We start from the raw sequence: 23,415 nt of genomic DNA, 5'->3' as shown, positions 1-23,415 counted from the left end.
AGGCCACGCTTATGACCAGCACGCTTATCGTCAGCGACAAACGTCCGGAAACCGCGGTCTATCGCGAGACACTCGCCGCCGGCGAGCCGTGGCTTCACGAGGTGAAGGCCGGGCAAACGCTGCGCATCGTTGATCTCGAAGGCAACCAGGCGGTCGACACGCTGTTCTACAGCCTCGCCGATCCGCGCGAGCGCTTCGACCCGCAACGCACGTTGCGCCGGCAAAAAAGCCTTTACCTGACGACGGGCTCGGTGCTGTACTCGAACCTCGGCAAGCCGATGCTGACGATCGTCGCCGACACGTGCGGCCGCCACGATACGCTCGGCGGCGCCTGCGCGCAGGAAAGCAACACGGTGCGCTACGCACTGGAGAAGCGCTACATGCACAGCTGCCGCGACAACTTCCTGCGTGCCTGCGCACATGACGGCCGCCTGTCGAAGCAGGACATCGGCGCGAACGTCAACTTCTTCATGAACGTGCCGGTCACGGCCACGGGCGGGCTCAGCTTCGAAGACGGCATTTCTGCGCCGGGCAAATACGTCGAATTGCGCGCGGAGATGGACGTGATCGTACTGATCTCCAACTGCCCGCAGCTGAACAATCCGTGCAACGCCTACAACCCGACGCCCGCGGAGCTGCTGATATGGAATTGAAGCGCATCCGCCACTGGCTTTTTCTGCTCATGCTGGTTCGCTCGGGCCGGTACTTCAGCCGTACGCGCGAAGAACTGACCCAGACGCATCGCTGACGCGACTTCGGCCGTGGACGACCACGGCCGGCCATTCCCACGGCGGGACGGCCCGCCTTCGAATCAACACACCTTCCATGTTCGAGAAGATTCTGATCGCCAATCGCGGCGCTATCGCGTGCCGCATTCTCAGGACGTTGCGCGAACTCGACGTCACCGGCGTCGCCATCTATGCGGAAGCCGACCGAGCGAGCCGCCACGTCAGCGATGCGCCTGTCGCGCATGCGCTCGGCGAGGGTCCGGCCGCGCTGACTTATCTCGACGTGGCCAAGATCCTCGCGATTGCGCGTCGCGAAGGCGTGCAGGCGATCCATCCCGGCTACGGCTTCTTATCGGAGAACGCGGCGTTCGGCGAAGCCTGCGAAGCGGCCGGCATCGCGTTTATCGGACCGACACCCGCGCAGCTTCGCGCGTTCGGCCTCAAGCACACGGCCCGCGAAATCGCGGCCAACGAAGGGGTGCCGATGCTCGAAGGCACCGGGCTGCTCGCGGACTTGCCGGCGGCGCTCGCGGCGGCACAGGCCATCGGCTATCCGGTGATGCTGAAGAGCACCGCGGGCGGCGGCGGCATCGGCATGCGGGTGTGCTGGAACGCCGACGAACTCGGCGCCCATTTCGATGCCGTGAAGCGCCTCGGCGAAAACAATTTCAGCGATGCCGGCGTGTTTCTGGAGAAGTACATCGAACGGGCGCGGCATCTGGAAGTGCAGGTATTCGGCGATGGCAAAGGCGACGCGCTCGCGCTTGGCGTGCGTGACTGCTCGGTGCAGCGGCGCAATCAGAAGGTGCTCGAGGAAACGCCCGCCCCCTGCCTGCCGGACGGCATTCAGGCCGCGCTCTGCGAGGCAGCGGTCAAGCTTGCGAAAGCCGTCGACTATCGCTCCGCCGGCACCGTCGAATTCGTGTACGACAGCGCCGCCGAACAGTTCTACTTTCTCGAAGTCAATACGCGTCTGCAGGTCGAGCACGGCGTCACCGAACAGGTGTGGGGCGTCGACCTCGTGCGTTGGATGATCGAACTGGCGGCCGGCACGCTCGCGCCGCTGAAGGAGCTGGCGGCGAGTCTAACGCCGCGAGGGCACGCGATCCAGGCGCGACTCTACGCGGAAGATCCGGGGCGTGATTTCAAACCGAGTCCGGGCCTCTTGACCGATGTCGCGTTCCCGAATGCCGACGGGCGCGCATTGCGCATCGATACATGGATCGAGGCCGGTTGCGAAGTGCCGCCATACTTCGACCCGATGCTCGCGAAAGTGATCGCGTGGTCGCCGACTCGCGATGAAGCGCGCGATGCGCTCGACGCTGCGCTGCGCAACACCCGACTCTACGGCGTCGAGACCAATCGCGACTATCTGCGCCAGATTCTGCGCGACCGGCCGTTTGCGTCGGGCGAACCGTGGACTCGATGTCTCGAAGGGCTCAGGTATCGGGCCAGCACGGTCGAAGTCGTCAGCGGCGGCACGCAGACGACGGTGCAGGACTATCCCGGCCGCCTGGGCTACTGGGCAGTCGGCATCCCGCCGTCGGGGCCGATGGATGACCGGGCGATGCGGCTCGGCAATCGCCTGCTCGGCAATGCGGCCGACGCCGCCGCTCTCGAAGTCACGATGAGCGGGCCGACGCTGCGCTTCAACACGGATGCCGTGGTCGCCATCACCGGCGCGCAGATTCCGGTGCTGCTCGACGATGTCGCTCAGCCGCTGAACACGAGCCTCCATGTGCCGGCGGGTTCGACGCTCGCGCTCGGCACGATACGCGGCGCGGGCGCGCGCGCTTATCTGTGCGTGCGCGGCGGCTTCGACGTCGCACTGTATCTCGGCAGCCGCAGCACCTTTACGCTCGGCCAGTTCGGCGGACATGGCGGCCGCGCGATCCGCGCGGGCGACGTGCTGCATCTTTATCCGCTCGACAATGCACAGGCCGGCGCGGCGCTCGTCAACGCGCCGACGCTCGACGGCGTGCGCACCGTTCGCGTGATCTATGGCCCGCACGGCGCACCCGAATACTTCAGCGCCCGCTATATCGCGCAGCTGCTCGACACCGAGTGGGAGGTTCACTTCAACTCCAGCCGTACTGGCGTGCGCCTGATCGGACCGAAACCCGAGTGGGCGCGCGAGGACGGCGGCGAGGCCGGACTGCATCCGTCGAACATTCACGATAATCCGTACGCGGTCGGCGCCGTCGACTTCACCGGCGACATGCCCGTGATTCTCGGACCCGACGGCCCGAGTCTCGGCGGCTTCGTCTGTCCGGTGACGATCATCGAGGCGGACCTCTGGCAGATCGGCCAGTTGAAAGCAGGCGACAGGATCCGCTTCGCGCCCGTCGAAGTCGAAGAAGCGCGTGAGGCTGCGCGTGAGCGTCGTCGGGAACTGGAGAGCCTCGAGATTGCACCGAGTGCGCCGAGCGAAAGAAGAGCATCGCTGACGTCGCCGATCGTGCTCGATATCGGGGCGGACCGCGACAGACTCGTCGCACGTGTATCCGGCGACACGCATCTGCTGCTCGAAATCGGTCCAGCGGAACTCGACCTCGTGGCACGGTTTCGCGGACATGCGCTGATGCAGTCCCTCGAAGCGAAGCATCTGACTGGCGTCATCGATCTCACGCCGGGCATCCGTTCGCTGCAGATCCACTACCGGCCCGAGGATCTGCCGCTCGCCAGGTTGCTCGACATCGTCGCGCGGGCGTGGGACGAGGTCTTGTTGCAGAAGGATCTGCGCGTGCCGTCGCGGGTCGTTCATCTGCCGCTGTCATGGGACGACCCCGCGTGCCAGCTCGCGATCGAAAAATATATGACCACCGTGCGCAAGAACGCGCCGTGGTGCCCGAGCAACCTCGAATTCATTCGCCGCATCAATGACCTCGACTCCATCGACGCGGTCAGGCAAATCGTCTTCGATGCGAGCTATCTGGTGATGGGCCTCGGCGACGTGTACCTCGGCGCACCCGTCGCGACACCGCTCGACCCTCGTCACCGGCTGGTCACGACGAAATACAACCCGGCCCGTACGTGGACCGCGGAGAACTCGGTCGGCATCGGCGGCGCGTATCTGTGCGTGTATGGCATGGAAGGGCCTGGCGGCTATCAATTCGTCGGCCGCACGTTGCAGATGTGGAATCGCTACCGCGAAGTCGCGGATTTCGCCGGACAGCATTATTTGCTGCGCTTCTTCGACCAGATTCGTTTCTACGAAGTATCGGCCGACGAACTGTTGCGCATCCGCGCGGACTTTCCGCTTGGGCGTTTTCCGTTGCGGATTGAAGAGTCCGAGCTTTCGTTGCCGGACTATCAGGCGTTTCTCGCTAGCGAATCGGCCAGCATCGAGCAGTTCCGTTCAAGGCAGCAGGCGGCCTTCCAGGCCGAGCGCGAGCGGTGGCGTGAAGCGGGCACCTCGGAAGTCACGTTCGAGACGCCGGTCATCGAAGACACTCAGTTAGCTCCGCTTCACGACGGCGAAGTCGCCGTGGACAGCGAGATCGCCGGCAGCCTCTGGCAAGTCAAGGTGAAAACCGGCGACGCGGTCGAGGCGGGCGACGTGCTGCTCATCATCGAGTCGATGAAGATGGAAATCGCGGTGTGTGCGCCGTGCGCCGGAACGGTCGGCGAGATCTACGTGGCGCCGGGTTCGCCCGTGCGCGCGGGGCAACGCGTCGCCGTCGTCGAACGTCACTAATTATCTGGACGCAAACCATGTCTTCATTCTCGTCATTCGATCTTCGCCTCCCGACACTTCGCTCCGCATACCGTGATGGAACGCTCACACCGCGCAGGCTCGTCGCTGAACTGCTCGAAAAAGCTGCGGCGCTCAATCCATCGTTCAATCTGTTCATCCATCTTCTGACCGAAGATGAAGTCGCGCCCTACCTCGACTGGCTCGACACCCAGGACGTCGAAAGCCTGCCGCTCTATGGCGTTCCGTTCGTGATCAAGGACAACATCGATCTCGCCGGCATTCAGACGACCGCCGCGTGCCCCGCGTTCGCGTACACGCCGTCGCGATCGGCGAGCGTCGTTGCGCAATTGATCGCGCTCGGCGCGGTGCCGCTCGGCAAAGCCAATCTCGACCAGTTTGCGACCGGACTGAACGGCACCCGGTCGCCGTATGGCAAGTGTCGCAATAGCGTGCATCCCGACTATCCGTCGGGCGGCTCGAGCGCGGGGTCGTCACTCGCGGTCGCGCTCGGCGTCGCCAGTTTCGCGCTCGGGACCGACACGGCCGGTTCCGGTCGCGTGCCTGCCGCGCTGAACAATCTCGTCGGTCTCAAGCCGACTAAAGGCCTGCTGTCCACCGCGGGTGTGGTGCCCGCGTGCCGCACGCTCGATTGCGTGACGTTCTTCACGGCGACGGCGAAAGAAGCGAGCGAACTGCTTGCGTTGAGCGCGCACCCCGATCCTCGCGATGCATACAGCCGCGCGAATCCGCAATGGAATACGGCACGCGCGTTTGGCGAGCCCACGGCGTTCAGGTTCGGCGTGCCGGCGCAACTGGAATTCGCCGGCTGTTCCGAGAGCCCCGGGCTGTTCGCGAAGGTGCGCGCGTTGCTCGAAGAAGCAGGTGGTGAAGCTGTCGAAATCGACTTCACGCCGTTTGTCGAAACCGCCAATCTGCTCTATCAGGGGCCGTGGGTGGCCGAGCGTTACAGCGTGGCGGGCGAGTTGATGACGGAGAAACCCGCTGCGGTTTTGCCCGTCATTCGCGATGTGTTGGCGAAGGCACCCGGCGCGAGCGCGGTCGAACTGTTTCGCGCGCAGTACCGCTTGCAGGAATTGAAGGCCCTCTGCGATGCGTCGATCGATTCACTCGATTTCGTTCTGACGCCGACGTATCCGCGTGCCGTGACGCTCGACGAGTTGGAGCGCGACCCCATTGGTCCGAACTCCCTGCTCGGCTATTACACCAACTTCATGAATCTGCTGGACTATGCCGCCGTCGCTACGCCGACCGGTTTCATGAAGAATGGTCTGCCTTGGGGCGTGACCGTCTTTGGCCGCGCGTTCACCGACCAGTATCTGTTGGGTGTGGCCGACCTGCTGCAACGAAAGAGCGGCGTGCACTGCGTCGGAGGTCTAACCGTCGAGCCGGAGCCGCACGGCGAACGATGCGCGGCGAGCCACGATCGCATGCGGATCGCGGTCTGCGGCGCACACATGCAAGGTTTGCCCCTCAACCGCGATCTGCTTGCCCGACGCGCGCGGCTCTTGCAGGCCACTCAGACTGCCGCGCAATACCGGTTGTCGGCGCTGCCTGCGTCGGCGGACGGTACGAAACGTCCAGGCCTGTGGCGCGTCACCGATGGCGGCGCAAAAATTGCTGTCGAAGTGTGGGAAATGCCCAGCGTGGAGTTCGGCTCGTTTATTTCGACCGTTCCGTCTCCGCTGGTTCTGGGGAAGGTCGAACTCGTCGACGGTTCGTGGGTTACCGGTTTCCTCTGCGAGCCGTATGGCGTGCAGTCGGGAACCGATATCTCGGAGCTTGGCGGATGGCGAGCATGGCTTGCCAGCGAGCGTTGCGCGAGTTTCTGATGGAACGAACGATGAGCAGCGGCGTCGCAGGGTATGGGCAGTGAAGCGCCGCGGGTTTGGTTGGCACCTCCGGCTTCCTTCCGCAATTCCGTCGCAACTTCGAGAGGTTCCTTAATGACGCTCCGCACCGTCGCGCTCGCCGCAACCACCGCTGCGCTCACGCTCGCCGGCACGACCGCCGCCCTCATCGCACAAGCTCAAACGCCGAGCACCGCCGACAGTCAATGGCGCGCCAGTTCCACCCTGCTCGCGACGCTGCTGCAGGACGGCTACAAGATCGTCGCCGTGGTCAACAACGGTACCGCCGACACGATCTTCGTGCAGCGCGATCAGAGCGCGTTCAAATGCATCGATCCGCAGCAACCGGATGCAAAAGCAAAAACGTCGGTGGCGCCGGGCTGTTACGAGCTGGTCCCGCCGAGCGGCGCCACGCCGGCGTCGGAATCCAGATAACGTGATTTGAAGCGCGAGTTCAACGTAACCCCGGCTCGCGCGAAAGACTTCGGCGTCGCGCCAACACCGCGACGCTTCAGCGATCCACGAGCCGGCTCAGATTGCCGCGCACCCGCTGCAGCAGCGCGATCAACTGCGCCGCTTCTTCATCGCTGAAACCATTGAGCGCTTCGAGCGCGACCTCGTCGCCGACCTTGCGCGCCTTGCCGAGCGTGCGCTCAGCCTTCGGCGTCATGCGCACCTGGCGCTCGCGGCGATCCTGCGGATTCGCGGTCCGCTCGATCCAGCCGGCCTCCTCCATCCGGTCGAGCAGCCGGCCCGCCGAGATCGGCGCGACCTCGAGCAGATCCGCCAGCCGGGCCTGATTGATGTCGCCGTAGTGGCCGAGATAGGCCAGCACGCGACACTGCGCGCGCGTCAGATCGACCGACGACCTCGCGAGATCGTCGAACCGCTTGCCCGCCAGCCGGCCGACGTCGTAGATCAGAAAGCCGAAGCGTTCTTCGAATTGGGTTTTCATGCGCCGATTATACGGAAGCACTTCGGCGTACAGCGCGACTGCGTATGCGTTCTATCCCCGGCACAACTCCGGATAGCGCCAACCCGTATTGACGATATACTAAGCATGCTTACTATATCGACCCTCCCCACCATTCATGTCTTCCGCCTCCACGTCGGCGAGCGCCACTGAGCTGCTCAACCGGCCGATGATCACGATCTCGATCATGCTCGCGACGCTGATCCAGACCCTCGACAGCACGATCGCCAACGTGGCGCTGCCGCATATGCAAGGCACGCTGTCCGCGTCGCAGGACGAGATCACGTGGGTGCTGACCTCCTATATCGTCGCCGCCGCGATCGCCACGCCGCTCACCGGCTGGCTGGCGGACCGCCTCAGCGTGAAGCGGTTGCTGCTGATCGCGATCGGCGGCTTCACCGTGTCTTCCGCGTTGTGCGGACTCTCCGAGACGCTGCCGCAGATCGTCGTGTCGCGTCTGTTGCAAGGGATCTTCGGCGCGTCGCTGGTGCCGCTGTCGCAATCGATCCTGCTCGACATCAACCCGCGTGAAAAGCAGGGCCAGGCGATGGCCGTGTGGGGCATGGGCGTGATGGTCGGGCCGATCCTCGGCCCGACGCTCGGCGGCTGGCTCACCGATAGCTACAACTGGCGCTGGGTGTTCTTCATCAACGTGCCGATCGGCGCGATCGCGCTGTTCGGCGTCGCGAGCTTCCTGCCGACGCGCGAGCCGAAACACGACGTGAAGTTCGACGCGTTCGGCTTCATCACGCTCGGCCTCGCGATCGGCGCGTTGCAGGCGATGCTAGATCGCGGCGAGCAGCTCGACTGGTTTTCGTCGACCGAGATCGTGATCGAGGCGCTCGTCGCGGCAATCAGCTTCGCGTTCTTTCTCGTGCACACGGCGACGATCGGCGAGCGCTCGTTTTTCAAGTACAAGTTGCTGAAAGACCCGAACTTCGCGACCGGCACGTTGTTCATCTTCGTGATCGGCGCGGTGATGTACGCGACCCGTGCGCTGCTGCCGCCGATGCTGCAAAACCTGATGGGCTATCCGGTCGCGACCACGGGCCTCGTCACCGCACCGAGCGGCGCCGGCACGATGGTCGCGATGCTGATCGCCGGCCGGCTGCTCAAGCGCGTCGATGCGCGGCTGTTGCTGCTCTGCGGTTTCCTGATATCGGCGTTCGCGCTGTGGCAGATGATGCAGTACACGATCGTGCTATCGGCATCGGACATCGTGTGGCCCGGCGTGATCCAGGGCTTCGGACTCGGCCTCGTGTTCGTGCCGCTGTCCACGCTGACGTTCTCGACGCTGTCGCCGGAGCTGCGCGCGGACGGCACCGCGACTTATAGCCTGATGCGCAACATCGGCAGCAGTATCGGCATTTCGATCGTGCAGACGCTGATGACGCGCAACACGCAGATCTCACACGCGGACCTCGCTGCGAACGTCACCGCGTTCAATCCGGCGCTCCAGTCGATGCTCAACAGCGGCTCGAACTATGACATCGCGGCGCTGAACGCGTCGATCACGCAGCAGGCGGCGATGGTCGCGTATCTGAACGACTTCAAGCTGATGTTCGTGGCGACGCTGCTGGTCATCCCGCTGTTGCTGCTGATCCGGCCGTCGCACAAGGCACCGGATGCGTCGATCGCGCATGCGGCGATGGATTGAGACCGAATGCGCCGACGTCCGTTTTAGCCTTCGATTCGCCCGCGCGTCACGCCGAGCAATGACGCCATCGCCGCGTACGCCGCGGCGGCATCGCGCGCGCGGATCGCGTCGAACACCGCCGTGTGCTCGGCGAGCGACGCGTTGAACACATCGGCGCGTTTCGCATTGAGCCGCAATTGTGCCTCGAGCGTGCGCTCGATCAGCGCGCCAAGCGGGATCAGCAGCTCGTTGCTGCACGCGGTGAGCACGCACAGGTGGAACTGCAGATCCGCGCGCACCCATTCGTCGACGTTGCGCGCCGCCACCATCGCGGTATGCGCGGCCGCAAGCGCACCCAACGTGTCGTCGGTGTGCGCGGCGGCCGCGAGGCCGGCGGCGTAAGGCTCGATCATCTCGCGCATTTCCTGCAGCTTGAGCGCGAACGCCATCGGCTCGGCGACGCGCGAATACCAGTCGAGCAGATCGGCATCGAGCAGATTCCACGCGGACTTGACCCGCACGCGCGTACCCACGCGCGGCCGCGATTCGATCAGCCCTTTCGACGTCAACGTGCGCAGCGCCTCGCGCAGCACCGTGCGGCTCACGCCGAACATCTCCATTAACTCGGCTTCACGAGGCAGGATCGACTCCGGCGCATAGTCCCCGCGCAGAATCGCGGTCGCCAGCAGTTGGGCGACTCGCCCGTGCAGATCGTGCGTAATGGTTTTCTCCTCGCGGTTGATGATCCCGTCGCGCAACGCGCGCGGTAAGTCGGCCAGATCTCACCACTATGTGGCAAATAATACTATTAATAGTATTTTAGTGCAGTTTTGTTGTAGCATGGAATTCCCCGAAATTTTGCATGCCCGCAAACCTGCTTTGCATGGGTTCGGAGTAAGCGCCAAAGTGCCAACTCCGATCGACACCGGAGACACACACCATGAAAATCACCAAGCTCGAAACTTTCATCGTCCCGCCGCGCTGGTGCTTCCTCAAGATCGAGACCGACGAGGGCATCGTCGGTTGGGGCGAGCCGGTGGTGGAAGGCCGCGCGCATACGGTCGCCGCGGCCGTCGAGGAACTATCCGATTATCTGATCGGCAAGGACCCGCTGTTGATCGAGGATCACTGGCAGGTGATGTACCGCGCGGGCTTCTATCGCGGCGGCCCGATCACGATGAGCGCGATCGCCGGCGTCGATCAGGCGCTGTGGGACATCAAGGGCAAGCATCACGGCGTACCGGTGCATGCGCTGCTCGGCGGCCAGGTGCGCGACAAAATCAAGGTGTACTCGTGGATCGGCGGCGACCGTCCGAGCGATGTCGCGAACAACGCACGCGCGGTGGTCGAGCGCGGCTTCAAGGCCGTCAAGATGAACGGCTCGGAAGAGCTGCAGATCATCGACACCTTCGACAAGGTGCAAGGCGTGATCAACAACGTCGCGGCGGTGCGCGAGGCGGTCGGGCCGAACATCGGAATCGGCGTGGACTTCCACGGCCGCGTGCATAAGCCGATGGCGAAGGTGCTCGCCAAGGAACTCGACCCGTACAAGCTGCTGTTCATCGAAGAGCCGGTGCTGTCGGAAAACGCCGAGGCGCTGCGCGACATCGTCAATCAGACCAACACGCCGATCGCGCTCGGCGAGCGTCTCTATTCGCGCTGGGACTTCAAGCACATCCTGTCGGGCGGCTACGTCGACATCATCCAGCCGGACGCGTCGCACGCGGGGGGCATCACCGAGTGCCGCAAGATCGCCGCGATGGCGGAAGCCTACGACGTCGCGCTCGCGCTGCATTGCCCGCTCGGCCCGATCGCGCTCGCAACCTGTCTGCAGATCGACGCGGTCAGCTACAACGCGTTCATCCAGGAACAGAGCCTCGGCATCCACTACAACCAGGGCAATGACCTGCTCGACTACATCAAGAATCCGCAAGTCTTCAAGTACGAAGACGGCTTCGTGTCGATTCCTCAGGGCCCCGGACTCGGCATCGAGGTCAACGAAGAGAAGGTGCGCGAGATGGCGAAGGTCGGTCACCGCTGGCGCAATCCGGTGTGGCGTCACGCGGACGGCAGCGTCGCCGAATGGTGATCTGAACACCTGAGCGAAGCAGGCAGAACGCCGCCGGCGGGCCACGTGACGCCCGGGCCGTCGCAGTAACGTAACATCCCGGACCAGCCGGCTCGAACCGGCGTTCGAGCGCTGCCGCCCCGACCTGCATCACTCCCCACCGAGCCTTATCCCGCCTGGCTTTCGCGACGTTTGTTCGGTATCGGACATACGGATGGCCTGCTCCTTGCTGAAATGCATGCCAACAACGCATGCAGCGAGGAGCACCATGGGCGAATTCCTTCCTGACTATCTGATCCGCGAACAGGCGGCGGTCGGCGCGCTGGTTGCGTTCGGCGTGCTGCGCATCATCGGCGCGATGCTCGCGTACGAGCGCGGATGGAACATCTCGGTAGTCGGGAAATGCTTTATCGCCGCGGCGGTGCTGTACTGCCTGCCGCAGGTCTTCGATCTGCTCACGCAGATGGTCGGCTCGCACGCGGCCGGCGCCGAACTCGAAGGCAAGGCCGCGGGCTGCGCGATCGCGTTGTTCTGCGCGCCGATTCTCGGTCATCGCCTCGGCTTCGAGTAAGCGGGCTTCGCAGTGCGGCGCTTTTTTACGCGGCGCGCATCCGCGGGTGCTGTCGTAGAACTGACGCACGATGGACGCGCGCGGCCGTCGCGCATCCATCGCCGATTGGTCAATCGCCTATGCCGCGCCGCGCGTTCAACCGAGCACAGCGAACGCCGGCACGGTGTGTGACAACGCGGCCGCGACGACGAACACGCCGATCATCACGAGCGCTTCCAGATACATCACGTTGACGAAGGTGTGCGCATCCATCGTCGATGCGGTGCGACGCAGGCGTGGCAGCGCCGATGTGCGGTTCAGCGCGCCGAGCACCAGCGCGAGCGCGACCAGCACGAGCTTCAACGTCAGCACATGACCCCACGTGCTCGCCTGAATCGCTTCGAACGAACTGCCCGAGTCGCGCACCGCATTGAAGACGCCCGACAGCAACGCCAACGCGACCGCGACGATCGACACGTTCGACACCTGGGTCGCCGTGCGGATCAGCATGCCCCGCGCGGTGGATGCCCCGAGCGCCGGCAGCACCGCCAGGCCGGAGGCCATCGCGAGTCCGCCCCATACGCTCGTTGCGAGCACGTGCAGCGTCTGCATGCCGATCGCGGCCGACACCACGCCGGCATCGGCCGCATGACCGAGCGACGCCTTACCCGCCGCGATCGCGAGCACCGCGAGCCACAGCAGCGTATTGCGCAGCATGCCCGTGCCATGGCTCAGCGCGGTGCCGAGCAGCACCAGCGCGCCGCCGAACGCGACGCTCCAGCCATAGCCGACATGCGTTTGCGTCAGCACCGTCGGCACCACGCCGAACGCCGCGGACAATGCGACACCGCTCATCGACGCCGCCTGATACAGGAGCCAGCCGAGATCCGCGAGCACCAGCACGATGGTGGCCGCGAGCATCGAGCGTTGCGCGCGCATCCCGCCGGGACGCGCCGGTGAAGTGCCCTTGAGCCCGTCCCTCGCGAGCCATGCGCCGAGTAGCGCCGAGCCGACGGCGAAGCCGAACGAGACGTTCATGAGCGCGGCCATTGCGACCTGCCCGATCCACAGTCCGTCGAAGTTCATTTGACGTTGAACGCGAAGTCGCCATGGGTACGATGGCCGTCGGTGGCCACCGCGATCCAGTGCACCGCATAGCGGCCGCTTGTCAACTGAGGCAGCGCGAGGTGCATCACGCGGGCGTCCGCGCTATCGACCGTCGACGCGCCCGGCGTCGCGGGCTTGCCGTTTGCATCGGCGAGTGTGATCTTGCTGAATGCGGGCTCGAGCGGCTCGGTGAAATGGATCGTCAGGTCGGTAGGCGCGACGGCGTCGGCGTTCGCGGCCGGCACGCTCGAGATCAGATGCGCATGCGCGAACGCGGTGGACGACATGGCCAGCGCCACCGCGCCGGACATCAACGCTCGCAGCGTCGACGAGGAGAAATCGAATAGCTTCATGTAAGGCCGATAGCGGATGAGAACGAACGGAACATAGGCGGGCCGGCGAGGCGCATCGTCTGCACGACGGCCGGCGAGCCCGGAAGTGTACGCTTCGATGGCGCGCGTGGGGATCGGTTCAACCTGGCTTGATCGAATGCGTCACACGGCATCACGTTTGCGGCGGCGACGCCGTGATTATTTTTGAGGCAAAGACGTCGACCACGATCCGTGACGCAACCAAAGTCCGAAACCGGCATAACGCGACACACTGTCGCATGGCGGTCACACCTGGAACCGTCTCTAATGCGGCAAATAGTCACCATTACCCTTCGATGATAGAATGCTGCGTCGCCGCAGCGACGGCTGTCCTTCACACCGAGCCGCCCGAAGTTCGGTCAGGTCCCCGATTCTGATGGAGTTACGCGTGTCTTCAAGACGCCTCTTCCGCCCGTTGCTTGCCCTTCTGTTGATCGGCACCGCGGGTGTCTATAGCGCAGCGAAAGCGCAGACTCAACCGAAGGCCCCCGACACGATGGAAGCGCGCGTGCAAGGCTGCACGGCCTGTCATGGCTCGCATGGGCAAGGCACCGACAACGACTACTTCCCGCGCCTCGCCGGCAAGCCGGCGGAATATCTGTTCAATCAGTTGCAGAACTTCCGTGAAGGGCGCCGCAGGTACCCGCCGATGAACTACCTCGTCACGTATCTCTCCGACGACTACCTGCATCAGATCGCCACGTTCTTCTCGCAGCAGCGCCCGCCGTATCCGACGCCGGCCAAGCCGACGGTCTCGGCCGCCACGCTCGCGCGCGGTGAGCAGATCGTGCTGCACGGTGATGCATCGAAGCAGGTGCCCGCTTGCGCGGCCTGCCACGGCAAGGCGCTGACCGGTATGGAACCGGCAATCCCGGGTCTCGTCGGTCTGCACGCCGACTACATCAGCGCGCAGCTCGGTTCATGGCGCTCGGGCACGCGTCACGCGATCGCGCCGGACTGCATGCACACGATCGCCACGCGCCTCAGCGACGAAGACGTGAACGCCGTCGCGGCCTGGCTTTCCACGCAGCAGGCTCCGCCAAACCCCGTGCCGGCTCCGGCCCGCTCCTTGAAGACTCCGCTTGCCTGCGGCAGCGAACCGCAATAAGGCGCCGGGAGAGACATTCAAATGAAACACAAGTCTTTGTTCGCCCTCTCGGCAGTCGTCGTGGTCGCGGCCGCCGCACTCGTTCCCGTCCTGTGGTCGGGCGGCGACAATCTGCATAGCAGCGGCGCAGCCGTGGCGGCAACGCCCGCGGACCAGGCCGACCTGATCAAGAAGGGCGAGTACCTCGCCCGCGCCGGCGACTGTATTGCCTGCCACACGGTGCGCGGCGGGCTGCCGTTCGCGGGCGGCCTGCCGATGGCCACGCCGTTCGGCACGATGTTCACGCCGAACATCACGCCGGACGACCAGTACGGCATCGGCAAGTGGACCCAGGACGACTTCTATCGCGCGATGCACACCGGCCGCTCGAAGGACGGCAGCCTGCTCTATCCGGGCTTCCCGTTCACGAGCTACACGAAGGTCACGCGCGCCGACTCGGACGCGATCTACGCGTACCTGCGCTCGGTCGCGCCGGTCAACGTACCGAGCCGTCCGCACGAACTGAAATTCCCGTTCAACCAGCGCAACATGCTGATCGGCTGGCGCACGCTGTTCTTCCGTGAAGGCGAGTTCAAGCCGGATCCGACCAAGTCGGTCGAATGGAACCGCGGTGCGTATCTGGTCGAAGGCCTTGGTCACTGCGGCATGTGCCACACGTCGATCAATGCGATGGGCGCCCCGGTCAACTCGGCGGCGTTCGCGGGCGGCCTGATTCCGCTGCAGAACTGGTATGCGCCGTCGCTGACATCGAACCGCGAAGCCGGCCTCGGCGACTGGGACCTCAAGGACATCGCCGACCTGCTCAAGACCGGCGTGTCGAGCCGCGGCGCGGTGTTCGGTCCGATGGCCGAAGTGGTTCACAACAGCCTGCAGTATCTGTCGACCGAAGACATCAACGCGATGGCGACGTACCTGAAGACGATTCCGCAGAAGAGCGAAGCACCGGAACCGCTGCAGCTCGAAACCTCGGAAAAATTCGGCGGCGAACTGCTGAAGCAAGGTCAGAAGATCTACGCTGACAACTGCGCGAAGTGCCACGAGGATAACGGTCTCGGCCGGCCGCCGGCATTCCCGCCGCTCGCGAACAACCAGTCGATCCAGATGCCGTCCGCGGTCAACCCGATCCGCATGGTGCTGAACGGTGGTTATCCGCCGAGCACGGAAGGGAACCCGCATCCGTATGGCATGCCGCCGTTCGCGCAGGCTCTGTCGAATCAGGAAGTGGCAGCGGTCGTGACGTACATCCGTATGTCCTGGGGCAACCACGGCACGGCCGTGTCGCCGCAGCAGGTGGCCGATCTGCGTTCGGCGCCGCTCGACTAAGCAGGGTTCGACGCACCCCGGGCGCGGCCTGCGAAATTCGCGGCCGCGCCCTTCGTTTTTTCAGGACCGGTATCATGTAGGGCTATTTGTGTTGGAGGTTGCCCTCGTGGGACCGTGCAGGAGGAAAGAGTTGTGCCCTTCGGTGAGCGTTTGAACAGCATCACCCATCTCGTCGGCGCCGTGCTGTCGGTGGTGGGGCTGGCGACGCTCGTCACGATGGGCGCGCTCGCCGGCGACGCGTACAAGGTCGTCAGCTTCGCCGTATATGGTGCGATGCTGTTCGTGCTGTATGCGATCTCGACGCTGTATCACAGCGTCAGCCATCCGCGTCTGAAGGCGATTCTGCAGAAATGCGATCATTCGGCGATCTACCTGCTGATCGCCGGCAGCTACACGCCGTTCACGCTCGTCACGTTGCGTGGACCGTGGGGCTGGTCGTTATTCGGCGTGAGCTGGGGGCTCGCTGCCCTCGGCATCGTGCAGGAACTCACGCTCGGGCGACGCACCCGCAGCGTGTCGATGGTGCTGTATGTGTTGATGGGATGGCTCGCGCTCGTAGCCGTCCACCCGCTGGTGCAGGCGTTGCCGGCCGCGGGGACCGCGTGGCTCGTGGCCGGCGGCGTCATCTATAGCGCCGGCATCTATTTCTTCATCAACGACGAGCGCATCCGCCACGGACATGGTATCTGGCACCTGTTCGTACTGGCGGGCAGTCTGTGTCAATTCGTCAGTGTCGCGCGCTATGTCGCGTGACATTCCACGGCGACGAATTGCAACTTAAGGCCAGTCGACGTGTCTGCATAGCGCGTTGAAACATTCGGCACATCTGTGAGCGTGCCGCCGATTTCTCCGTGAACGGAACCGGGCCTCGGCCTCGAACACGCCATGCGGGCGTGTCGATGCCGCGCTGGTTTTTCCGCGTTGGGGTCCTTTGGGCCCAGCGGGGCCGTTCGCGACACTGCATTGCAAAGAGCTTTTATGTCTTTTGATTCCCTCGGCTTGTCCGAACCGCTGGTCCGCGCTGTCAATGAACTCGGCTACACCAGCCCGACTCCGATCCAGACTCAGGCGATCCCGGCCGTGCTCAACGGCGGCGATCTGCTCGCCGGCGCGCAAACCGGCACCGGCAAGACCGCCGGCTTCACGCTGCCGATCCTGCAGCGCCTGAATTCGATGCCGCCGGCCGCCGGCGGCAAGCGCGTGGTGCGCGCGCTGATCCTCACGCCGACGCGCGAACTCGCCGCGCAGGTCGAAGAAAGCGTGCGTGCATACGGCAAGTATCTGAAGCTGAAGTCGACCGTGATGTTCGGCGGCGTCGGCATCAATCCGCAGATCGATGCGCTCAGGCGCGGCATCGATATCGTCGTCGCGACGCCGGGCCGTCTGCTCGATCACATGCAGCAGAAGACCATCGACCTGTCGCATCTCGAGATCCTCGTACTCGACGAAGCCGACCGCATGCTCGACATGGGCTTCATCCACGACATCAAGCGCGTGCTCGCGAAGCTGCCGCCGAAGCGCCAGAACCTGCTGTTCTCGGCGACCTTCTCCGACGAGATCAAGACACTCGCCGATGGCCTGCTCGACTCGCCGGCGCTGATCGAAGTCGCGCGCCGCAACACGACGGCCGAAACGGTCGCGCAGAAGATTCACCCGGTCGATCGCGACCGCAAGCGCGAGTTGCTCACGCATCTGATCCGTCAGCACAGCTGGTTCCAGGTGCTTGTGTTCACGCGCACCAAGCACGGCGCGAATCGCCTCGCCGAGCAGCTGGCGAAGGACGACATCAGCGCGCTCGCGATTCACGGCAACAAGAGCCAGTCGGCACGCACGCGCGCGCTCGCCGAGTTCAAGGACGGTACGCTGCAGGTGCTGGTGGCGACCGACATCGCCGCACGCGGCATCGATATCGATCAGTTGCCGCACGTGGTCAACTTCGATCTGCCGAACGTGCCGGAAGACTACGTGCACCGCATCGGCCGCACGGGTCGCGCGGGTGCGACCGGCGAGGCGGTGTCGCTCGTGTGCGTCGATGAACTGCAGTTGCTGAAGGACATCGAGAAGCTGATCAAGCGTCCGGTCCCGCAGGAAGTGATCGCCGGTTTCGAGCCGGACCCGACCGCGAAGCCGGAGCCGATCCTGCGACGCGGGCAGGGCGGCGGCGGGCGCTCGCCGCGCCAGGGACAAGATGCGGTGCGTCGTGACGGCGGTGCTGGTGGTGGCGCACCGGCCAAGCCGGCTCAAGGCTCCGGTCAGCGTTCGGGACAAGGCACGGGTCAGCGTTCGGGCCAGCGTGCGTCGAACGCTCAGCCCACGCCGCGGCCACAAGGTGCGAAGCCGGCCGGCAATGGCAATCAGCCGCGTCGCGATACGCAGCGTCACGACGATCGGCCGCGTCCCGCCGCGCATGATGGCGCTCCCGCGCAGCATGCGCCGCGCAAGCCGCAGGGCAATCGTTCGCACAACGGCAATCCGGGCGCGTTGCTCGGCGGCGGCGCGAAGCGCAACGATGCGCCGCGTCGTGCGCAACCGTCGCGCAACTGCGACCGTGGCCGTTAAGCGTCGCGCGGCCTAAAGGCTGCCCGCGCATCAGCCGTTAGCGCTTCCCTGCTCGAAGACTAACGGCTGCTCGCGGCGGCAGCCTGCTTCAAATGCTCGACCTGCCGTTCCCATCGCTCGAGCACCACACTTCCCTCTCCTTGCAATTCGAACGTGATGCCGCCCGTCAGGCGCGCATAACGGACGCTTTGCGCTTCCGCTGTGTCGATCGAGCCGAGCAGATAGACGAGGCCGCTGTCGTCGCCAGCAACACCGGGCAGCGGCGCGACACGCAACTGCACCTGATAGAACGCCGCATCGCAGACGAAGCTCAGCGCCGCGCGCCCGCTTTGCGCGATCGCGCGCGTCGCGCGCGCCTGCGGCCATAGCGCGATGCACAGCGTGCGCGAGTCGGGCGCATAGAGTTCGCCGACGCTCAGCAGAGATGTGCGCACGTGGCCGTTCGCATCGACGGTCAGTAGCGACGCGGTGAAGCCCAGCTTGTCCGCAAGCGACGAACCGTCGAACAACGCGCGCACGTTGGCCGGCCATTCGTCGAACACGATCTGTTCGAGCGGACGCGCGGACGTAGATGCGGAGGAGGAAGCGCTCATGCCATCGATCCAGTCGAAGTAGTCGGTAAAGCTCCATCATGCCTCGAAAAAACCAAAGCCCGCATGAGCGGGCTCTGGTTCGTTTCGTCAGGTCGTTGCAGCTGCATTCAGCCGATGCCTCGCGCGACGATCGATAGCTCAGCGAAAGAATACGTGCTGCGTGATCTTCGCGAGCGGATAATGCACGCCCGGCTGAATGCGCGCCGGCAGATCGAGCGGCTTGAGCAGCATCTTCACGCACATGTCGGCGGACAGATTGCGGCGCACCAGCTTGTTGATGCGCGCCGCGCGCTCGCGGTTATACGCGGAGTCGTGCACGCGCTCCGGATAGCGAATCGCGAACACGTGCCGCAACGCGATCTCCGAATCTTCGTTCTTGATTTCCATCACGCGACGCATCAACGCGCCCAGCACCGCGAGCCGACCGTTGCCCTCGATCCGGTTGTACTTCTTGAAGTACCTGAAAAAGTGCTTGTAGTGACGGACCTCGTCGGTACGGATGTTGTCGGTAATCTGCTTGAGGACCGCTTCGTCCGAGCACTCGTTGATCGCGCGGTACAGCGTCGCGGTACCCGTTTCGACTACGCAACGCGCGACCATCTCCAGCGCGCGGGTCTTTTCGAAATCCTCGACCGAGCACGTGAGCGAATACTCGCCCATGAAATTGCGGAACGCGGTGTCCCAGTCGAACTCGGGCCATACATACGCGATATAGGTCTTCAGCGCCCGGCCGTGCTGCATTTCCTCGGGCTCCCACTCATGGTTGAGCCAGGCCGAGACCTCAGGGTCGTCGTTGAAAAACGTACTCAGATTGCTGGTGTAGAGATCGGTGCCGCTTTCGATGAACGAAGCCGCGCACAACAACAGCAGCAGGTCCTCGTTGGCCGCGGCCTTCTGACGGTCAATGCGCGTCAGATCGATGTCTTCGATCCGCCAGGGCATGACATGGTTCAGCTCTGTGTGCATCGTGTCTTGCTCCCATGCTGTACCGACCCGTGGAGTTCTTCGCAACTGCCACCGCGCTCGCCGTGATGTTTCTGCGTGTCGGATACAACGCCGTGAATTAGAGTTGGGCCCTTGTACTCTGCATCTTAGCCGGAGATATCCGACCATGCAGATCACACAGCACAGACCATGCCGCATCGACGCAGTTCCGATTTCAAGATAGTCGAAATCTTCCAACGTGTTAAAACGATGTGCGCAAGGCAAAAAAAGCCAGCCCAAAAGGCTGGCTTTTCGGACAGACATCAGACCCGACGGGGTTGGGGACACGGGCGGGCGCCATAGGCGGGCTCCCTCGGGCGGGCCCCCTAGGCGGGCCCCCTCTTCCTCAGGCAGGTTGGACGTCGCCCGGGATGGGAGGCACGCGACGCATGCGCAGCGCGACGATGATCAGCGATACGCCCGAGAGCACCGCCGCAAGCAGGACGTAATAACTTGGCGCGAGTTTGTCGCCGGTCAAATGAATGAAGGTTTCGACGATGGTCGGCGCGAAGCCGCCGAAGATCGTCACACCGATGCTGTAACCGATTGAAAGGCCAGTCGAGCGCACCTCGGTCGGGAAGATCTCCGACATCAGCGCGGGCATCGGCCCCGAGTACGAGGCCTTGAAAATACCGGCGACGCCTTGCAGCACGAGCAGCCAGCCAATCGTCGGATGTGTCTGCAGCCATGCGAACATCGGATAGATCAGCAGGCCCATCAGGATCGACGTGCTCAGCATGATGCGAATTCGGCCGATGCGATCGGACAGCGCGCCCATGATCGGCGAGAAGATGAACTGCATGCCGCCGTTCAGCACGACCACGCCGAACGACGCGGCCGCCGCCATATGCAGCTGCTTGACCGCGTAAAGCGGCATGTAGAGCTGCAGCACGTACACGCCGACCGTCGACTGCGCAACCATGCCGATCGCGAGCAGCAGGTTGACCCACTGATTCGAGAACGACGCGTCCTTCATTCCGCTGACGACCTTGTGCTCGCCAGCCGCCTCGCGAGCCGCGCGTTCTTCACGCAATGCGAGGAATTCGGGCGTCTCGTCGAGATGCGAGCGGATGTAGTAGCCGACCGGCCCGACCAGCAGACCGAACACGAACGGCACACGCCAGCCCCAGCTGTTCAGATGCTCGGCCGGCAGCCACGCGGTCAGCAGCGAACCGAAGGCCGCCGCGGTGATCGCCGCGAGACCCTGGCTCGCGAACTGCCAGCTCGCGTAGTAGCCGCGCCGAGTCGCGCTGTGCTCGACCATGAACGCGGTCGCGCTGCCGAACTCGCCGCCGACCGCGAAGCCCTGCACGAGCCGCGCCAGCAGCACCAGCAGCGGCGCCGCGAGACCGATCGTCGAAAACGGCGGCATCACGGCCATCGTGAAAGTACCGACCATCATCAGCGCGATCGCGAGCGTGAGCGCCGCCTTGCGGCCCTTGCGGTCGCCGTACACGCCGAGCACGATCGCGCCGAGCGGGCGCATCAGGAACGAGAGGCCGAAAGTGGCGATCGCGAGCAGCGTCGACAGCCACTCGTCCTGCATCGGGAAGAACTGTTTCGCGATGATCGTCGCGAAGTAGCCGTAGACCAGGAAGTCGAACCACTCGAGCGCGTTACCGATCGACGACGAGAAAACGATCCGCCGCACCATCGCTTTCGAAAGCGGCGCGGCGTGGGGGGAAGCGGTCGTCGAGTGCGACGCGGGGGTGTTCATGATGGTCTCCTGCCTGACTGCTGCGTGATAGCTGTGGTAGGTGCGGCACCGCCTGGGTCAGCGAGGCGGCTGGCGGGCGCGCAATAGCGCGGCATACGGCATGCCGCGCGTTCGTTACGTGTTACCGGGTGTCGGACCTGAGTCCCGGTGCGGACCTCGGCCCCGGGCGTTGCCTCGTGGTGGCCTAGAAGCCGGCGGCGAGACCGTCGCGGCGGCTGTCGCTGGCCGCCACGTAGCCGCGCTCCGGCTCGTTGCGATCGAGTTGCCAGATGAACTGGCCGGAGCCGAAGTCCATGTACGGATCGTCGACCGACTTGATCGTGTGGCCGAGCTTCTGCAGGCCCTCGGTGGTCTTCGGATCGAGCGTCGACTCGATATCGACCGTGAAGTCGCGGTTGACCTTCCAGCGCGGCGCGTCGCACGCGGCCTGCGGCTGCTGAGCATAATCGAGCATGCGCACCACCGTTTGCAGATGGCCTTGCGGCTGCATGTCGCCGCCCATCACGCCGAAGCTCATCACCGCTTCCTGCTGACCGTTCACCTGCTGCGTGAGGAACGCCGGGATGATCGTGTGGAACGGCCGCTTGCCGCCCTCGACGACGTTCGGCGACTTCGGATCCATCGAGAAGCCGCAGCCGCGGTTCTGCAGCGCGATGCCGCTGTCCGGCACGACCACACCCGAGCCGAAGCCCATGTAGTTCGACTGGATGAAGCTGACCATCATGCCGCTCTCGTCCGCGGCCGACATGTAGATGGTGCCGCCCGCCTTCGGCATGCCGAAGTCGAAGTGCGTCGCCCGCTTCGGATCGATCAGCTTCGCACGCGAGCTCAGGTACGCGTCGTCGAGCATCTGCTCGGGCGTGACTTCCATCGACCCCGGGTCGGCCACATAGCGATACAGGTCGGCAAACGCGAGCTTCATCGCTTCGATCTGCAGATGCTGCGACTCGACGCTGTCGACCTTCAGCGACTTCACGTCGAACTTCTCGAGGATGCCGAGCGCAACCAGCGCCGCGATGCCCTGGCCGTTCGGCGGAATCTCATGCACGGTGTAGCCGCGATAGTCCTTGCCGATCGGCTCGACCCAGTCCGCGCGGTAGTTGCGGAGATCGTCGGCGCTCAGCGCGGCGCCGCCTTCGCGTGCGAACGCGGCGATCCGCTCGGCGATCTCGCCTTCGTAGTACGCGCGCGGGCCCTGCTCGGCGATCAGGCGCAGCGTCTTCGCGTGACCGGGCAAGCGCACCAGCTCGCTGACCTCAGGCGCGCGGCCGCGCGGCATGAAGGTCTGCGCGAAGCCCGGCTGATCCTTCAGTTCCGGCACCGCAGCCGCCCATTTGTACGCGACGATGCTCGCCACCGCGTGACCGCGCTCGGCGATCTCGATGGCCGGCTCCATCAGGTCGGCGAACGGCAGCTTGCCGAACTTCTGGTGCAGCGCTTCCCAACCGGCGATCACGCCCGGCACCGTGACGGCGTCCCAGCCACGCTTCGGCTGTTTCGCGAAGCCGTTTTCCTCGCCGTATTTGCGCTTGAAGTAATCGACGTTCCACGCAGCCGGCGACACGCCCGACGCGTTCAGACCATGCAGCTTCTTGCCGTCCCACACGAGCGCGAACGCGTCGCCGCCCAGGCCGCACGACACAGGTTCGACCACTGTCATCGCTGCGGCGGCCGCGATGGCCGCGTCGACGGCATTGCCGCCCTTCCACAACATGCGCAGCCCGGCCTGCGCCGCGAGCGGATGCGAGGTCGAAACGATATTGCGTGCGAATACGGGCAGACGTTGCGTCGGATAAGGGTTTTGCCAGTTGCTGAAGCCAGTCATGTCGAACACTCTCGAAAGCGCGGGCCGGCACGAAAAAGTCGCCGGACATCATGGGAAAGGTTGTAAGGCAGATAAATCGCGGAACGCAGGATTGCATCGCGAAGCGCACCAAAAAACAAATTCATTTATCAAATGAATAAATGCGCATTGCACCTGAATGAAGGTTCGAGCAGGTTCGGAGCATTCGCGGCCAGTTGGCGGACAAGGGGCACGATGGTTTTACAATAGCCGCAATCGCGTTCGTCGACGGCGGGCTTTCTGCCAGCCGCTCGATGATCGCGACGGACCACACCGACACGACAGCCACC

19 protein-coding genes are annotated in these 23,415 nt (G+C 64.4%); 11 read left to right on the top strand and 8 right to left on the bottom strand.

What is annotated here, in order from left to right:
• The first annotated feature begins 11 nt into the window (after positions 1–11).
• The 4 genes from HDG33_RS05630 (at position 12) to HDG33_RS05615 (ending at position 6,728) form a co-directional block, all read left to right on the top strand.
• Positions 12–653 (top strand): urea amidolyase associated protein UAAP2, encoded by a 642-nt coding sequence (locus HDG33_RS05630; protein ID WP_184022979.1) that lies wholly within the window; start codon positions 12–14, stop codon positions 651–653.
• A 172-nt stretch (positions 654–825) separates the two neighbouring features.
• Positions 826–4,425, top strand: a complete 3,600-nt coding sequence (uca, locus tag HDG33_RS05625; RefSeq protein WP_184022978.1) for an urea carboxylase — start codon at positions 826–828, stop codon at positions 4,423–4,425.
• A 17-nt stretch (positions 4,426–4,442) separates the two neighbouring features.
• Positions 4,443–6,275: an allophanate hydrolase gene (atzF, locus tag HDG33_RS05620; RefSeq protein ID WP_184022977.1), complete on the top strand. Its 1,833-nt coding sequence runs from the start codon at positions 4,443–4,445 to the stop codon at positions 6,273–6,275.
• Between the two features lie 114 nt (positions 6,276–6,389).
• On the top strand, positions 6,390–6,728 hold the full coding sequence (locus HDG33_RS05615) for a hypothetical protein (RefSeq protein ID WP_184022976.1): 339 nt from the start codon (positions 6,390–6,392) through the stop codon (positions 6,726–6,728).
• Positions 6,729–6,804: 76 nt separating this feature from the next.
• Here the strand turns inward: HDG33_RS05615 and HDG33_RS05610 are convergent, their stop codons facing one another.
• Positions 6,805–7,248 carry a MarR family winged helix-turn-helix transcriptional regulator gene (locus HDG33_RS05610; RefSeq protein WP_184022975.1) on the bottom strand — a complete coding sequence of 148 codons (444 nt, stop codon included), beginning with the start codon at positions 7,246–7,248 and terminating at the stop codon, positions 6,805–6,807.
• 205 nt (positions 7,249–7,453) lie between these two features.
• On the opposite strand from HDG33_RS05610, the gene HDG33_RS05605 reads away from it, so the two are divergent.
• Entirely contained in the window at positions 7,454–8,923 is a 1,470-nt protein-coding gene (locus tag HDG33_RS05605) for a DHA2 family efflux MFS transporter permease subunit (protein ID WP_260336435.1), read from the top strand.
• A 23-nt stretch (positions 8,924–8,946) separates the two neighbouring features.
• On the opposite strand, the gene HDG33_RS05600 is transcribed toward HDG33_RS05605, so the two are convergent.
• The gene (locus HDG33_RS05600; protein WP_184022974.1) at positions 8,947–9,660 is read right to left on the bottom strand and encodes a FadR/GntR family transcriptional regulator; all 714 of its coding nucleotides are present in this window, start codon (positions 9,658–9,660) and stop codon (positions 8,947–8,949) included.
• A gap of 182 nt (positions 9,661–9,842) precedes the next feature.
• Between HDG33_RS05600 and dgoD the strand changes: the two genes are divergently transcribed.
• Positions 9,843–10,991 carry a galactonate dehydratase gene (dgoD, locus tag HDG33_RS05595; RefSeq protein ID WP_090801766.1) on the top strand — a complete coding sequence of 383 codons (1,149 nt, stop codon included), beginning with the start codon at positions 9,843–9,845 and terminating at the stop codon, positions 10,989–10,991.
• Positions 10,992–11,238: 247 nt separating this feature from the next.
• Positions 11,239–11,541, top strand: a complete 303-nt coding sequence (locus HDG33_RS05590) for a hypothetical protein (RefSeq protein ID WP_184006488.1) — start codon at positions 11,239–11,241, stop codon at positions 11,539–11,541.
• Positions 11,542–11,676: 135 nt separating this feature from the next.
• On the opposite strand, the gene HDG33_RS05585 is transcribed toward HDG33_RS05590, so the two are convergent.
• Together HDG33_RS05585 and copC are read right to left on the bottom strand one after the other, a co-directional pair.
• Positions 11,677–12,606 (bottom strand): CopD family protein, encoded by a 930-nt coding sequence (locus tag HDG33_RS05585; protein WP_184022973.1) that lies wholly within the window; start codon positions 12,604–12,606, stop codon positions 11,677–11,679.
• On the bottom strand, positions 12,603–12,980 hold the full coding sequence (copC, locus tag HDG33_RS05580) for a copper homeostasis periplasmic binding protein CopC (protein WP_184022972.1): 378 nt from the start codon (positions 12,978–12,980) through the stop codon (positions 12,603–12,605). Before copC ends, HDG33_RS05585 begins: the two co-directional genes overlap by 4 nt.
• A gap of 394 nt (positions 12,981–13,374) precedes the next feature.
• On the opposite strand from copC, the gene HDG33_RS05575 reads away from it, so the two are divergent.
• The 4 genes from HDG33_RS05575 (at position 13,375) to HDG33_RS05560 (ending at position 17,988) form a co-directional block, all read left to right on the top strand.
• Positions 13,375–14,106 (top strand): c-type cytochrome, encoded by a 732-nt coding sequence (locus HDG33_RS05575; RefSeq protein ID WP_184022971.1) that lies wholly within the window; start codon positions 13,375–13,377, stop codon positions 14,104–14,106.
• A 21-nt stretch (positions 14,107–14,127) separates the two neighbouring features.
• The gene (locus HDG33_RS05570; RefSeq protein WP_184022970.1) at positions 14,128–15,429 is read left to right on the top strand and encodes a cytochrome c; all 1,302 of its coding nucleotides are present in this window, start codon (positions 14,128–14,130) and stop codon (positions 15,427–15,429) included.
• 132 nt (positions 15,430–15,561) lie between these two features.
• A complete protein-coding gene (gene trhA / locus HDG33_RS05565) occupies positions 15,562–16,182 on the top strand; it encodes a PAQR family membrane homeostasis protein TrhA (RefSeq protein ID WP_184022969.1) in 621 nt (206 codons plus the stop codon).
• Between the two features lie 225 nt (positions 16,183–16,407).
• On the top strand, positions 16,408–17,988 hold the full coding sequence (locus tag HDG33_RS05560; RefSeq protein ID WP_184022968.1) for a DEAD/DEAH box helicase: 1,581 nt from the start codon (positions 16,408–16,410) through the stop codon (positions 17,986–17,988).
• A gap of 59 nt (positions 17,989–18,047) precedes the next feature.
• On the opposite strand, the gene HDG33_RS05555 is transcribed toward HDG33_RS05560, so the two are convergent.
• From HDG33_RS05555 to ggt, 4 genes are all read right to left on the bottom strand, one after another.
• Complete coding sequence (locus HDG33_RS05555; RefSeq protein WP_184022967.1) at positions 18,048–18,581, bottom strand: hypothetical protein; 534 nt, start codon at positions 18,579–18,581, stop codon at positions 18,048–18,050.
• Positions 18,582–18,719: 138 nt separating this feature from the next.
• Entirely contained in the window at positions 18,720–19,547 is an 828-nt protein-coding gene (locus HDG33_RS05550; RefSeq protein WP_026226031.1) for a ferritin-like domain-containing protein, read from the bottom strand.
• Between the two features lie 364 nt (positions 19,548–19,911).
• A complete protein-coding gene (locus HDG33_RS05545; protein ID WP_184022966.1) occupies positions 19,912–21,282 on the bottom strand; it encodes an MFS transporter in 1,371 nt (456 codons plus the stop codon).
• Positions 21,283–21,466: 184 nt separating this feature from the next.
• The gene (gene ggt / locus HDG33_RS05540) at positions 21,467–23,107 is read right to left on the bottom strand and encodes a gamma-glutamyltransferase (RefSeq protein ID WP_184022965.1); all 1,641 of its coding nucleotides are present in this window, start codon (positions 23,105–23,107) and stop codon (positions 21,467–21,469) included.
• Positions 23,108–23,415: the final 308 nt, after the last annotated feature.

The organism is Paraburkholderia sp. Cpub6, from assembly GCF_014201065.1.
Classification (GTDB): domain Bacteria; phylum Pseudomonadota; class Gammaproteobacteria; order Burkholderiales; family Burkholderiaceae; genus Paraburkholderia; species Paraburkholderia tuberum.
The sequence above is the reverse complement of the archived record's forward strand: the minus strand, read 5'-3'. Positions and strand labels throughout refer to the sequence as shown.

Bases quoted from the DNA above. Each gene is read 5' to 3' on its own strand.
- atzF (WP_184022977.1), top strand. From the start codon at position 4,443: ATGTCTTCATTCTCGTCATTCGATCTTCGCCTCCCGACACTTCGCTCC.
- copC (WP_184022972.1), bottom strand. From the start codon at position 12,980: ATGAAGCTATTCGATTTCTCCTCGTCGACGCTGCGAGCGTTGATGTCC.
- HDG33_RS05590 (WP_184006488.1), top strand. From the start codon at position 11,239: ATGGGCGAATTCCTTCCTGACTATCTGATCCGCGAACAGGCGGCGGTC.
- HDG33_RS05575 (WP_184022971.1), top strand. From the start codon at position 13,375: ATGGAGTTACGCGTGTCTTCAAGACGCCTCTTCCGCCCGTTGCTTGCC.
- HDG33_RS05585 (WP_184022973.1), bottom strand. From the start codon at position 12,606: ATGAACTTCGACGGACTGTGGATCGGGCAGGTCGCAATGGCCGCGCTC.
- HDG33_RS05555 (WP_184022967.1), bottom strand. From the start codon at position 18,581: ATGAGCGCTTCCTCCTCCGCATCTACGTCCGCGCGTCCGCTCGAACAG.
- HDG33_RS05605 (WP_260336435.1), top strand. From the start codon at position 7,454: ATGCTCGCGACGCTGATCCAGACCCTCGACAGCACGATCGCCAACGTG.
- HDG33_RS05610 (WP_184022975.1), bottom strand. From the start codon at position 7,248: ATGAAAACCCAATTCGAAGAACGCTTCGGCTTTCTGATCTACGACGTC.
- uca (WP_184022978.1), top strand. From the start codon at position 826: ATGTTCGAGAAGATTCTGATCGCCAATCGCGGCGCTATCGCGTGCCGC.
- HDG33_RS05560 (WP_184022968.1), top strand. From the start codon at position 16,408: ATGTCTTTTGATTCCCTCGGCTTGTCCGAACCGCTGGTCCGCGCTGTC.
- HDG33_RS05630 (WP_184022979.1), top strand. From the start codon at position 12: ATGACCAGCACGCTTATCGTCAGCGACAAACGTCCGGAAACCGCGGTC.
- HDG33_RS05570 (WP_184022970.1), top strand. From the start codon at position 14,128: ATGAAACACAAGTCTTTGTTCGCCCTCTCGGCAGTCGTCGTGGTCGCG.
- HDG33_RS05545 (WP_184022966.1), bottom strand. From the start codon at position 21,282: ATGAACACCCCCGCGTCGCACTCGACGACCGCTTCCCCCCACGCCGCG.
- HDG33_RS05615 (WP_184022976.1), top strand. From the start codon at position 6,390: ATGACGCTCCGCACCGTCGCGCTCGCCGCAACCACCGCTGCGCTCACG.
- ggt (WP_184022965.1), bottom strand. From the start codon at position 23,107: ATGACTGGCTTCAGCAACTGGCAAAACCCTTATCCGACGCAACGTCTG.
- HDG33_RS05550 (WP_026226031.1), bottom strand. From the start codon at position 19,547: ATGCACACAGAGCTGAACCATGTCATGCCCTGGCGGATCGAAGACATC.
- dgoD (WP_090801766.1), top strand. From the start codon at position 9,843: ATGAAAATCACCAAGCTCGAAACTTTCATCGTCCCGCCGCGCTGGTGC.